11 protein-coding genes are annotated in these 12,061 nt (G+C 72.1%); 6 read left to right on the top strand and 5 right to left on the bottom strand.

The features are described from left to right. The first annotated feature begins 94 nt into the window (after positions 1 to 94). Positions 95 to 538, top strand: a complete 444-nt coding sequence (locus ACFWQG_RS01880; protein WP_378505857.1) for a hypothetical protein — start codon at positions 95 to 97, stop codon at positions 536 to 538. 81 nt (positions 539 to 619) lie between these two features. Here the strand turns inward: ACFWQG_RS01880 and tatB are convergent, their stop codons facing one another. The 4 genes from tatB to sigE form a co-directional block, all read right to left on the bottom strand. After that, positions 620 to 1,009: a Sec-independent protein translocase protein TatB gene (tatB, locus tag ACFWQG_RS01875; RefSeq protein WP_378505856.1), complete on the bottom strand. Its 390-nt coding sequence runs from the start codon at positions 1,007 to 1,009 to the stop codon at positions 620 to 622. Positions 1,010 to 1,099: 90 nt separating this feature from the next. Beyond that, positions 1,100 to 2,557, bottom strand: a complete 1,458-nt coding sequence (locus ACFWQG_RS01870; protein WP_378505855.1) for a S1C family serine protease — start codon at positions 2,555 to 2,557, stop codon at positions 1,100 to 1,102. A 34-nt stretch (positions 2,558 to 2,591) separates the two neighbouring features. Further along, positions 2,592 to 2,966 carry an RNA polymerase subunit sigma-70 gene (locus tag ACFWQG_RS01865; RefSeq protein ID WP_378506048.1) on the bottom strand — a complete coding sequence of 125 codons (375 nt, stop codon included), beginning with the start codon at positions 2,964 to 2,966 and terminating at the stop codon, positions 2,592 to 2,594. 17 nt (positions 2,967 to 2,983) lie between these two features. Beyond that, complete coding sequence (gene sigE / locus ACFWQG_RS01860; protein WP_378505854.1) at positions 2,984 to 3,616, bottom strand: RNA polymerase sigma factor SigE; 633 nt, start codon at positions 3,614 to 3,616, stop codon at positions 2,984 to 2,986. Positions 3,617 to 3,934: 318 nt separating this feature from the next. On the opposite strand from sigE, the gene ACFWQG_RS01855 reads away from it, so the two are divergent. The 5 genes from ACFWQG_RS01855 (at position 3,935) to ACFWQG_RS01835 (ending at position 8,989) form a co-directional block, all read left to right on the top strand. Beyond that, entirely contained in the window at positions 3,935 to 4,546 is a 612-nt protein-coding gene (locus ACFWQG_RS01855; RefSeq protein ID WP_378506047.1) for an O-methyltransferase, read from the top strand. 90 nt (positions 4,547 to 4,636) lie between these two features. Next, positions 4,637 to 5,362 carry a TetR family transcriptional regulator gene (locus tag ACFWQG_RS01850; RefSeq protein WP_378505853.1) on the top strand — a complete coding sequence of 242 codons (726 nt, stop codon included), beginning with the start codon at positions 4,637 to 4,639 and terminating at the stop codon, positions 5,360 to 5,362. Then, the gene (locus ACFWQG_RS01845; RefSeq protein WP_378505852.1) at positions 5,359 to 6,270 is read left to right on the top strand and encodes an ATP-binding cassette domain-containing protein; all 912 of its coding nucleotides are present in this window, start codon (positions 5,359 to 5,361) and stop codon (positions 6,268 to 6,270) included. Before ACFWQG_RS01850 ends, ACFWQG_RS01845 begins: the two co-directional genes overlap by 4 nt. Next, positions 6,267 to 7,907: an ABC transporter permease gene (locus ACFWQG_RS01840; RefSeq protein ID WP_378505851.1), complete on the top strand. Its 1,641-nt coding sequence runs from the start codon at positions 6,267 to 6,269 to the stop codon at positions 7,905 to 7,907. Before ACFWQG_RS01845 ends, ACFWQG_RS01840 begins: the two co-directional genes overlap by 4 nt. Before the next feature lie 98 nt (positions 7,908 to 8,005). Beyond that, entirely contained in the window at positions 8,006 to 8,989 is a 984-nt protein-coding gene (locus tag ACFWQG_RS01835) for a rod shape-determining protein (RefSeq protein WP_378505850.1), read from the top strand. A 21-nt stretch (positions 8,990 to 9,010) separates the two neighbouring features. Here the strand turns inward: ACFWQG_RS01835 and ACFWQG_RS01830 are convergent, their stop codons facing one another. Next, positions 9,011 to 11,842, bottom strand: coding sequence for an FtsW/RodA/SpoVE family cell cycle protein (locus ACFWQG_RS01830; RefSeq protein ID WP_378505849.1), 2,832 nt, complete (start codon positions 11,840 to 11,842; stop codon positions 9,011 to 9,013). Between the last annotated feature and the right edge of the window lie 219 nt (positions 11,843 to 12,061).

The following is a 12,061-nucleotide window of genomic DNA, read 5'->3' as shown; positions in this document are numbered from 1 at the left end:
ATTCACCGTCGGGGTGGGCACGGCGTTGTTACCTTCGCAGCCGAACCACCCACGATGCCGCGGCGACCGCGGCATCCGACGACGGGAATCGGGTATGACGACAATGCTCCTCCGCTCGGCGATCGCGGCAGCGGCGACGGCGCCGCTGCTCCTGCTCTCCGCGACGGCGGCCTCCGCCGCGTCGATCGTGTCCACCGCGGACGTCACCGAAAGCGATGTCACCGCCTCGGTGGACGGCGTCCCGGTCGGCACGCTGTGTGGGGCGACGCTGATCGATCAGGCCACCGGAACCGTGGTCGAGGACGTCGCCCCCGCCTCGCCGGGTGAGGACGGCTGGCAGGGCTACTCGTGGGGCGGCGTCGCCGACGGCGTCTACCAGGTGCGCCACGTGTGCACGGTGGACGACGCGGTCGTCTACACGGTCACCCACAGCGACCTCGTCGCCCCGAACCCGATCCGTCCCATCTTCGGTTCGCTCGGCACCGGCAGCGGCTGGGTCGGCGAGCCCGGGCTGATCGAGAACCTATTCGGTTCGTAGCCCCGCACCACCGCGTACCAACGGATCGAGCCCCGCCCCGGTGATTCCGGGGCGGGGCTCGATCACATGGTGGGGCAGCCGTCAGGTGGCGTCGACGTCGATGGGCGGCTTCTCGCCGTCGGCGAGCGGCGCCGATCTCGGTGCGGTGCCTGCCGCTGGCCCGGACGGCCGCTTCTCGTCGAAGTTGCCGGTGAGGATCGAGTCGTCGCCGTCGAGGAGGTGCTTGGTGATCGCGGCGCGCGGGGTCATCCCCCGCAGACTGTTCAGGTCGGCCAGCGGTTTGCGCAGATCCTCGAACTCGGGCCCGAGGTCATCCTTGAGTTGCTGCGTAGCGCCGCCCGCGTAGTCCTTGACCTGCCGCAGGCTCTTCGCGACCCAGGAGACGGCACTGGGTAGGCGCTCGGGTCCCAGGATCACGAGCGCCGCGACGAGCAGGATCATGAACTCGCCCCAGCCGATGTTGCCAAACACCCGACCAGACTACGTGCCGACCTCGCGTCGCGGGGCGTGCGGTGCGAAATTCATCGGAACATCACGCGGCGGACTCCGGCCGGACCGGCATCAGTCGGACACCGGCACGACCTGGACCTCGACCTCGCGGCCGGACCGGATCAGCTTCACCGGCACCTGCTGCCCCGGTTCGGTGTCGTGCACGGCGACCACCAGTTCGTCGGCGTTCCCGACATCCCGGTCCCCGACCTTGACGATCACGTCCCCCTCGACGATCCCCGCCGCCTCCGCGGGGCTGCCCGCCTGCACGTTCGCGACCTGCGCGCCGGTCGTCTGCTCGTTGGTGACCGACCGGGCGTTGACACCGATCTCGGCGTGCCGCATCGACCCGGTCCGGATCAGCTCCTGCGCGACGCGGGTCACGTCGTCGACCCCGATCGCGAACCCGAGCCCCACCGACCCGCCGCTCTCGCTGCGGATCGCCGAGTTGATGCCGATGACCCGGCCCTCGTCGTCGACGAGCGGCCCCCCCGAATTGCCCGGGTTGATCGCCGCGTCGGTCTGGACGGCGTCGATCACGGCGTCGGTGTCGGTGCCCTCACCGCCGAGGCGCACCGGCCGGTGCAGCGCGCTGACGATCCCGCTGGTGACGGTCCTGCTCAACCCGAGCGGCGACCCCACCGCCACGACCTCGTCCCCGACCTGCACGTCGTCGGACTTCCCCAGCCTCGCGACGGTCAGGTTGCCGACGTCCACCTTGAGCACCGCGAGGTCGGTCTTCGTGTCGCGGCCGACGATCCGGGCCGGGGCGCGGGTGCCGTCGGAGAACACCACGCGCAGCGTCGCGTTGTCGGGGTCGGTCGCGGCCATCGAGATCACGTGATTGTTCGTCACGATGTACCCGGCGCCGTCGATCACGACACCGGACCCGGTGCCGGACTGTTCGCCGAGCGCCACCTGGATCGACACCACCGACGGCAGCACGGCCTCCGCGACCTGCGCGGCCTGACCGACCTCCCGGTCGCCGCGGCCGTCCTGGGTCAGCTCGACCTTCTGACTGGTCAGCGCGCCGACGCTCTCCGCGGTCATCCGGCCGACCACGCCGCCGACGAGCCCGATCGCCAGGGCGACCCCGGCGAGCGCCGCGAGCGCGCGGGGCGCGACCCGGTCCCCGAGCAGGACGTCACGGATCCCGAGCCGGTCCCCCGGTGGCAGCGCCGCCGCCTGCGGCGTGTCGACGGCCGCGCCGCCGAGCCGCGCCGCCGCATCGGGGTCCCGCCACGGGTCGGCCGGGACGGCGGTGTCGGTCGACCCGTCCGAGGGGCGGTCGGGTCCGCGCTGGATGGTCTGTGTTTCGCCCTCCGGCCGCCCGAAGGCCTCGGCGAGCACCGGGTCCGGCGGGCGCACGGCCAGCGCGGGCCGGGCCGCGGTCCCGGCCGGGTCGCCCGAGTCGTCGACGCCGTCGGGCCGGGCGAACGCTGCGGCCGCCGCCGGGTCGACATCCGGCCGGTACAGCGGTCGCGGGGTCAGGCGCGGCGGGGACCCGGCCCCCTCGTTGGCGTCAGTCACGGCACCAGTATCACCGACGGCTCCCGCGCGACGGTCAGCGACGACGACGCCACGTGGTCAGCGAGTAGGAGGCGGTCCTCGACGAGAACAGCGTGCGCCGTCGACCCAACGGATGCTCCTGGCCCGGCTCGTCGGCGGGCTGACAGGTCGGGATCTGGCTGAGCGCACCGAGCAGCGAACTCGGCATGCTGATCTCCCCGGACTGCCGCAATGCGATCCGGGCATGCTGCTGCGCGTCCACCGCTGCCGCGCACTCCAGGCACTGCGAGACGTGGTCCGCCGCCCGCAGATACGCGTTCATCTGCAGCTCCCCGTCGACGAACGCGGCCACCGCCTCGCTGGCGAGATGTTCCGTCGAACCGAACCGGCGAGGTCCGGGTCCTCCAGAGCGAGGGTGGCCCTGCGTCATCCGCTCCTCCTGCACGCTCACGCGACTGTCAGCTTCCCGATCTCAAGGTCCCGCGCGGCCTGCGCCGCGGACAGGTGGTCGCGCAGCGCCTGCCGCCCACGGTGGATTCGGCTGCGCACGGTCCCGAGCTTGACGCCCAGTGTGGCACCGATCTCCTCGTAGGACAGGCCCTCGACATCACACAGTACGACCGCGGCGCGGAACTCGGGCGCGAGGGAGTCCAACGCGGCCTGCAGGTCGGGGTCCAGCCGGGCATCGTGATAGATCTGCTCGGGATTCGGGGTCGACGACGGCACCCGCTCGTAGTCCTCCGGCAGGGCCTCCATCCGGATCCGATTGCGGCGCCGCACCAGGTCCAGGAACAGGTTGGTGGTGATCCGGTGCAGCCAGCCCTCGAACGTGCCCGCCTGGTAGCTCGACAGCGAACGGAACACCCGGATGAAGGTGTCCTGGGTGAGGTCCTCGGCGTCCTGCGCGTTGCCGGACAGCCGGTAGGCCAGCCGATAGACGCGGTCGCCGTGCTCGCGAACAAGTTCGTCCCAGGACGGCATCGTTGACTGGTCGCCGCTGGCGTCGAATGCCGCCGTGCCGCTGGCGGCGACGCCCTGGCCTGCGACCTCGGTGTCGTGATCGGACGGGGTGTTGACCATCGAGATGATGGAACCTCCTGCTCGGGACAGCTGGAAGCGGTGCGCGGGTCCGCGCGGTGTCACAGGGAACAACTTCCGGGGTGTCCGGATTGTTCCCGGCGGTCCGATTCCGTGCAGTCGGACGACCGTTGGATCGTCTGCTGATCTCTGACCAGCTCACTGTCGCGGATCCGCGTGTGTGCGACGTGTGAGCAACCTGAGCGGCGCCTGAGAATGTCGGCACCGCGAAGCGGACCGACCCGGGCAGGCATGCGCGCCTCGACACGCCCGGGACGCGACAACGATAGCCTCGTGGGCGTGCACACCAACGGCGACCAGATGCTGGCCCACACCGAGGACTCCGTCATGGAAGACGATGTCCTTGTTTTCGCACGTGAGCGGGCCGAGGACCTCGGGGCCGACCCGGTGCCGCCGTCCGTCGGCGCGCTGCTCAGCCTGTTCGCTCAGATGCTCGGCGCCCGGACCGTCGTCGAGATCGGCACCGGCGCGGGGATCAGCGGACTGTGGCTGCTCGACGGCATGCGACCGGACGGCGTGCTCACCACGATCGATCCCGAGCCCGAACATCAGCGGGCGGCGAAGGAGGCCTTCCGGGCCGCGACCATCGCCCCGGGGCGCACCCGGCTGATCAACGGCTGGGGGCTGGACGTCCTTCCGCGGCTCGCGGACAGCTCCTACGACCTGGTGTTCGTCGACACCGAACCCGCCGACCACCCGCACTACGTCGAGCAGGGGGTGCGGCTGCTGCGGCCGGGCGGGGTGATCGTGTTCCACAACGCACTGCTCGGCGGCCGCGTCGCCGACCCGGCAGCGCGGGATGCGCCGACCCTCGCCGTCCGGGCCGCGGCCCGGGCCATCGCGGAGGACGACCGGCTGACGAAGGTCCTGCTGCCGGTGGGCGACGGACTGCTCTGCGCGTCCCGCGCCTGATCCCGGCTCGCCCGCGGCGCACGCTTTTGACGGAGTCTTGACGCGCCCACCCATTGCCACCCGGTTGAACGCGCGTTTAACGTAGTGAACATGCGTTCAACCCCCACCGGCGCCAGCTCGCCCGACCCCGCCAACGCCCCTGACCTGACCACCCGGGCCCGGATCCGGGATGCCGCGATCGTGGTGTTCGGCGAGCACGGCTTCCGGACCGGGGTGCGCACCATCGCCGCCGCGGCAGGCGTCTCCCCCGGACTGGTCATTCACCACTTCGGCTCAAAGGACGGACTGCGGGAGGCCTGTGACGAGCAGGTCCTCGCCACCATCCGGGCCGCCAAGACCGAATCGCTGACCCGCCCCAGTGCCGCGACCCTGCTCCATCAACTGGCGGACGTCGAGGAGTATGCGCCGCTGATCGCCTACCTCGTCCGCAGCTGGCAGACCGGCGGGGCGATGGCACGATCGCTGTTCGCCCACCTGGTCGCCGATGTCGAGCAGTACCTCGCGGACGGCGTTGCCGCAGGCACCATTCGACCGAGCCGCGACCCGGCGGCCCGCGCCACCTATCTCGCCCTGCAATCGCTGGGCAGCACCCTCCTGTTCCTGCAGATCCGGACCGAGGAGGGTGGGCCCGCCGACTGGCCGCGCGCGATCCGCGAACTCACCGACGTGGTCATGTTCCCCGCCCTCGAGATCTACACCGAGGGCCTGTTGACCGACTCCACCTTTCTTGACGCCGTCGCTGGCCAGCGCACCGACCCGGGAAGCCCAACCCCGGAACACCCAGACCCTGCGCACCCAGACCAGGAGCACCCATGACCGAGATCATCGACGTCACCAACCTGCACAAAAGCTTCGGACGAACCAACGCGCTCGACGGACTCGACCTCAGCGTCGGGGAGGGCGAGGTGCACGGGTTCCTCGGACCGAACGGTGCCGGGAAGTCCACCACTATCCGGATCCTGCTCGGCCTGCTGCGTGCGACGTCCGGGCGGGCCCGGGTCCTCGGACGAGACCCCCTCGCGGACGCGGTGGACCTGCACCGTGACATCGCCTACGTCCCCGGCGACGTGACGCTGTGGCCGTCCCTGTCCGGGGGCGAGACCATCGACCTGCTCGCCCGCATGCGCGGCGGCATCGACGCGGCGCGGCGAACCGAGTTGATCGACCGCTTCGACCTCGACCCGCGGAAGAAGGCCCGCACCTACTCGAAGGGCAACCGGCAGAAGGTGTCACTGGTGTCGGCGCTGTCGTCGAACGCCCGACTGCTGCTGCTCGACGAGCCGACCTCGGGCCTGGACCCGTTGATGGAGCAGGTGTTCCGCGAGTGCGTCGCCGAGGCGGCCGCCCGCGGTGTCACCGTCCTGCTGTCGAGCCACATCCTGTCCGAGGTCGAGGCCCTGTGCGAGAAGGTCACCATCATCCGGGCAGGCCGCACCGTCGAGTGCGGTTCGGTGGCCGGCATGCGGCACCTGAGCCGGACCACGATCCGCGCCGAACTCCTCGGCGACCCCGGCGATCTGGGTCGCATCGCCGGTCTCGCGGATGTCTCGATCGACGATCGGGTGCTGCACTGTCAGGTCGACAACGACCATCTCGGCGACCTGGTCCGACTGCTCGGCGACACCGGGGTGCGCAGCCTGGTCAGCACTCCCCCGACCCTCGAGGACCTCTTCCTCCGCCACTACGAGGCGGACGGACCGCAGCAGGAGAAGGTGCGGGCATGACCACCGCAACGCTGACCGGTCGGCGACGCGAGGCAGGCGCCGCCCGCGCGTCGACGGACCTCACCGGAACGGTCGGGCTGCTCCGGCTGTACCTGCGGCGGGACCGGATCGTGCTGCCCCTGTGGGTGCTGCTGCTCTCGCTCCCCCTGTCAACGGTCTATGTCGGATCCATCGCGAGCATCTACCCCGACCAGGCGCAGCGCGCCGAGTTCGTGGCCTCGGTCATGGGCAGCCCAGCGCAGCGCGCGATGTACGGCACCCTCCTCGACGACGGGGTCGGGGCCGTCGGCATCTGGAAGGCCGGGGTCTTTCACGCGCTGATCGCGATCGCGGTGATCCTCACCGTCATCCGGCACACCCGGGGCGAGGAGGAGACGGGTCGCACCGAACTCCTCGACTCCACGATGGTCGGCCGGTACGCGGGGCTCACGGCTGCGCTGATCGTCGGGTTCGGCGCCTCCGTCCTGACCGGCGCGATCGGCGCGGCGGGACTGTTCGGCGCCGACGTTCCGCGGTCCGGGTCGCTGGCGTTCGGTGCCGCGCTCGCGGCGTCGGGCGTCGTGTTCACCGCGGTGGCCGCCGTGGCCGCCCAACTCAGCGCCAGCGCCCGCACGGCACGCGGGATCGCGTTCGGCGTGCTCGGCGCCGCGTTCGCCCTGCGCGCGGTCGGTGACGCGGGCGCGGCAGCACTGTCGTGGTTCTCGCCGCTGGGATGGTCGCTGCTGGTGCGCCCGTACGCGGGCGACCGGTGGTGGGTGCTGCTGCTGCACCTGACGGCGGCGGCCCTGCTCACCGCGGCGGCATATGCCCTGCTGCGGCGCCGCGACGTCGGCGCGGGACTGATCGCGGAGCGCCCCGGCCGGCGGGCGGCCGCACCGACGCTGGCCGGACCGTTCGGCCTCGCCTGGCGGCTGCAGCGCGGCAGCCTCACCGCGTGGACACTCGGAATCTGCCTGTACGCGTTGCTGATCGGCAGCGTGGCGCACGGAATCGGTGACGAGATCGGCGACAACGACGGCGTGCGTGAGATCGTCACCCGGCTCGGCGGAACCGACGCCCTGGAGGGCTCGTTCATCGCGATCGCCTTCACGATGCTCGCGGTCGGTGCCGCCGCCCTCGCGGTCTCGTCGACGCTGCGCCTGCACGGCGAGGAGGGCTCTGGTCGCGCCGAGGCCGTTCTCGCCGGGTCGGTCGGCCGCGGCCGCTGGATCGCCAGCCATCTCGCCCTCGCGGTCACCGGACCCGCGGTCGCGATGCTCGCGGCGGGGCTGGTGGCCGGCCTCGCCTACGGCGCGGCCGCGGGCGACGTCGGGGGGCGACTGCCCGGCGTGCTTGCGGCGGCGGTCGCCCAGCTACCCGCGGTCTGGATGCTCGCCGCGGCGACGATCGCGCTGTTCGGGTTGCTGCCGCGTTACACGCCCGCCGCGTGGGGGGTGCTGGTCGGGTTCGTCGCGCTGTTCCTGCTCGGCTCGGTCTCCGGTGTCCCGCAGTGGGTGCTGGACCTGCAGCCGTTCACCCATGCGCAGCAGGTGCCGGGGACCGCCTTCCCGGCGGCACCGGCCGCCTGGTTGCTGCTGATCGACATCGCCCTGACCGTCGCGGGGGTAATCGCATTCCGGCGGCGGGACCTGAGATGACCCCGAGGCGACCGATCGGGGCGCCGCCCGGTCGACCGAACCCCGACCGGATGCGTACGATGTGATGCGTCTCACTCCACTCCCCCTCGGAGGTCGACGTGCGCGGACTAGGGATCGATCTCGGAACCGCGAACACCGTTGTCGGCACACCCGACAGCGGTGTCGTCCTGAATGAGCCGTCCTTCATGCTGGTGAAGACGAAGGATGCCCGCCATGCCCTGGCGATCGGCGCGGACGCACGGAACCTGCTCGGCCGCACGCCGGTCGGTGTCTCCTCCGTCCGCCCGGTGCACGACGGGGTGATCGTGGACCTCGAGTCGGCGCGAACCTTCGTCGCCGCGGTCCTCGACCAGGCCGCCCCGCACCGGAGGTTCAGCCCCCGGGCCAACGCCGTGATGGCGGTGCCCGCAGGCGCGACCCCGCTCGAACGCCGGGCGCTGCTGGAGGTCGGCCACGAGGCGGGGCTGCGGAAGGTGGGGCTGGTGCCGGAACCGATCGCCGGGGCGCTCGGATGCGGCGTCAACCCGATGGAGCCGCGCGCCCACCTCGTCGTCGATATCGGTGGCGGCACTTCGGAAGTCACCGCATTCTGCTTCGGCGGCATCCTGACGAACCGCAGCTGCCGACTCGCAGGCGACCACCTGACCGACGTGCTGCGGCAGTACCTGCGGACCGAGCACAAGATCGTCGTCGGCGACCTCACCGCCGAGCACGCGAAGATTGGCGGCCCCGACGACGGCGACTCGCTCGTCGTCGAGGGCATCGACCCGGTGACGGGCCACGCACGGCTGGTCACCCTCGACGGCGAGGAGATCGCGGACGTGTTGCGGCCCGCGATCACCGAGATCGTGCAGACCCTGGCCACCTGCCTGGAGGATCTTCCCGCCCAGGCGGTCGGCGATGTGATGGCCGAGGGGCTGCTGGCGACCGGCGGCGGGGCGATGCTGCGTGGCCTGCCGCAGCTGCTCGAGGAGCATTTCGGGGTCGGGGTCAAGGTGGCCGAGAACCCGCTCACCTGCGTCGCCGAGGGCGCCACCGCCTGCCTCGACCATCCCGAAGTGGTCGCCGCATACAGCTCGTGAACGGCAACCGGCGCCGCGTCGTCAGCGGCCCGGCGCCGCGCCCCTGGTCTGCGCGAGATACTCCTCGAGAAGGCGCTTGACCACCGGACCCGCTGTCGCCGAACCGAATCCGCCGCCACGCACCAGCACCGTCACCACCACCTCCGGTGTCTCGAAGGGGACGACCGCGGAGAACCAGGCGTTGAGGCCCTCACCGGGCGCCGACGGGTCCTCGGCGGTCCCGGTCTTCGCGCCCGCCGTCACCGGCAGGCTCGCCAACTGCCCCGCCGTGCCTGCCGCGGCGGAGGCCCGCATCCCCGCCCGCACCGGCCCGAGCCGATCCGCGAACGACAGCGGGTGCGGCGGCGCGGTCGGAACGACCCATCCCTCGCCGGGGCCGTACGACGCGGCCAGCTGCGGCGTCACGGTCGAGCCGGTGGCGATCCCCGAGGTCCAGCGCGCCACCTGCACCGGGGTCGCCGTGACGGTGCCCTGCCCGATCCCCATCAGCAGCGTCGACCCCGGGTACCAGGTCCCGCCGATGGCCGCGACCGATTCCGGGGTGCCGAGGAACCCGTCGATCTCGCCGGGGAGGTCGATCCCCGACGGCCTGCCCACCCCCAACTCGTCGGCGGCCGCGGCCATCCGCTCCGGACCGAGACGTTCACCCAGCTGATAGAAGTACACGTTGTCCGACCACTGGATCGCGCCGACCAGACTGTTCGCGCCCATCGGCTGCCAGTTGGCGAAGGTGTGCCCGCCGTACGTGTACGACGCACCACCCGCCAGCTTCTGGTCCGGCGGCACCACGCCGTACTTGGCGTTCGCGGACGCGACGACGATCTTGAACGTCGACCCCGGCGGCGCCGCCGACTGGAAGACGTGGTTGAGCATGCGCCCCGGGCCGGGGGCCCCGGTACTGGCCGCCAACGCGGCCGCGTCCACCGGGGGACCGTAGACGTTGTTGTCGTAGCCGGGCACGCTGGCCATCGTCAGCACCGCGCCGGTACGCGCATCCATCACGATCGCGGCACCGAGGTCGCCCCCGCTGGACTGCACCGCTGCGGTCAGCGCATCCGTCGCGACCCGCTGCAGCCCGGCGTCCAGGTGCAGGCGCAGGTCGTGCCCGCGGACCGGGTCGACCCGGTCCGCGGTGGCCACCGGGTTACCGGACGGGTCGACATACACACACTGGCTGCCGTCGATGCCGCGGAGCGCCGCATCGTATCGCCGCTCGACACCGGCCTTCCCGACCCGGGACCCGAGCGCGAGCTGCGGCCAGGTCTGCATGTCGGCGGCGTCCGCAACGCCGACATAGCCGAGCACGGTCGCCAGCGTCGCCCCCTGCGGGTAATGCCTGCGGCCGGTCGGGTAAACCAGCACCCACGGCAGGTCGGCGTTCACGATCGCGGCGGCCTGGTCCGGCCCGACTCGCGCCAGCACCGCCTCCACCTCGGTGCCGGCGTCGTGCAGCGTCGCCGCGAGCCGATCCGGCGTGATCGCGAGCAGGGCGGCGAGCTCGTCCCGAATGTCGGCCCGGTTGTCGGCGAACATGCGGGCGACGACCGAGACGGTGTACTCGGGGACGTTCTCGGCCAACGGGACACCGGCCCGGTCAAGGATCCGGCCGCGCTCGGCGGGCAGCCGGATGCACCGCATCAGCTGTCCGTCACTCACCGCACGGAACTCCGCGCCCCGGTCGGTCTGCATGTTCCACGCGATCCCCGTCATCGCGACCAGTGACACCGTCACCGCAACCGCCCCCGCCGAGACGCCGCGGGGCAGCCTGCGCCGTCGCGGTTCGGTGGCCCACAGCGGCCGTGCGACACCGTCGCGGCGGACCGCGAGCACCAAGCCGATCTCCACGAAACCAACAATCGCGGCGGTGCCGCCGTAGCTGAACAGGGGAATGGGCATGCCGGTGTGGGGCAGCAGCGACAGGCTCTGCGCGATCGAGACGACGGCGTGCACGCCGAACAACCCGCCGACCCCGGCCGCGACGAGCGCACCCTCCCGCGTCCGCGCCGCCCGCGCCGCGACCGTGGCGCGCCAGACGATGACCGACGACGCGACCGCGACCACCAGGCCCGCCACCAGCCCCCAGCCGTACACGAGGCTCGCGAAGGCCAGGTCGTGCTCCGCCTCGGGAAGAAACTCCGAGCGCAGGGTGTACTGCGGCTGCCGCCACAGGCCCCACAGTCCACCACTGCCGATCGCGATGTCCGCCTGCCACGCCGCCCACCCGGACCCCTGCGGGTCGGCGCTGTCCGACAGGAACACGTGGATCCGCTCGAGCTGGTAGGGACGCAGAAACAGCACGGCAAGGGGCAGCGACGCGACCCCGAGCGCGAACAGCGGGGCCATCGGCAGCAGCGGCACCCTGGCGAGGATCAGCATCAACAGGACGATCGCGACGAGCACGATGGCGGTCGACAGGTCCGGTTGCAGCGCGACAAGGCCGATCGGCACCGCCGCCGCGAGGAGCACCCCGGCGAACCTGCCGAGGGTGTAGCCCCCGGCCAGGATCGCGGCGGGCACCAGCACCAGCGCCGCCTTCGCCAGTTCGGACGGCTGCAGCGTGAACACGCCCAGGTTCAGCCACCGCTGCGCGCCCTTGGTCGCGACCCCGACGAGCGGGACCGCCAACAGCAGGACGACGGTGGCGGCGTACAGCAGCCAGCCGAGTCGATGGATCCGTTCCACCCGCATCCGCGAGGTCACCCACATTGCACCGAGCCCGAGCACGGCGAGCACCGCGTGCCGCACCGCAGCGGAGGTCATCCCCATCGACAGCAGGTTGAGTAGGCCGAGAACGACGAGGACGAGCGCCGACCCGACGAGCCACGGATCGGATTCGCGCCTACCGGCCCGCATCGCGGCCCTCGCCGGGGCAGGTCGCGTTGTCCGCGGGCACGTACACCGGGTCCGATGCCGCGGCGGCGGGGCTACCGGTGACCGCGGCGACCGCCGTCGGGGGGTTCCCCCCCCCCCCCCCCCCCCCCCCCCCCCCAACCCCCCCCCCCCCCCCCCCCCCAAAACACCCCCCCCCCCCCCCCCCCCCCGCCCCCCCCCCCCCCCCCCCCCCCAGGACAC

The organism is Rhodococcus sp. NPDC058532 (assembly GCF_042719255.1).
Classification (GTDB): Bacteria; Actinomycetota; Actinomycetes; order Mycobacteriales; family Mycobacteriaceae; genus Rhodococcus_G.
Note: the sequence above shows the minus strand (reverse complement) of the source record. Positions and strands in the feature narration are given on the sequence as shown.

Excerpts from the sequence above, each read along its gene's own strand:
- ACFWQG_RS01880 (WP_378505857.1), top strand. The coding sequence starts at position 95 with ATGACGACAATGCTCCTCCGCTCGGCGATCGCGGCAGCGGCGACGGCG.
- ACFWQG_RS01865 (WP_378506048.1), bottom strand. The coding sequence starts at position 2,966 with ATGACGCAGGGCCACCCTCGCTCTGGAGGACCCGGACCTCGCCGGTTC.
- sigE (WP_378505854.1), bottom strand. The coding sequence starts at position 3,616 with ATGGTCAACACCCCGTCCGATCACGACACCGAGGTCGCAGGCCAGGGC.
- ACFWQG_RS01855 (WP_378506047.1), top strand. The coding sequence starts at position 3,935 with ATGCTGGCCCACACCGAGGACTCCGTCATGGAAGACGATGTCCTTGTT.
- ACFWQG_RS01850 (WP_378505853.1), top strand. The coding sequence starts at position 4,637 with ATGCGTTCAACCCCCACCGGCGCCAGCTCGCCCGACCCCGCCAACGCC.
- ACFWQG_RS01845 (WP_378505852.1), top strand. The coding sequence starts at position 5,359 with ATGACCGAGATCATCGACGTCACCAACCTGCACAAAAGCTTCGGACGA.
- ACFWQG_RS01840 (WP_378505851.1), top strand. The coding sequence starts at position 6,267 with ATGACCACCGCAACGCTGACCGGTCGGCGACGCGAGGCAGGCGCCGCC.
- ACFWQG_RS01830 (WP_378505849.1), bottom strand. The coding sequence starts at position 11,842 with ATGCGGGCCGGTAGGCGCGAATCCGATCCGTGGCTCGTCGGGTCGGCG.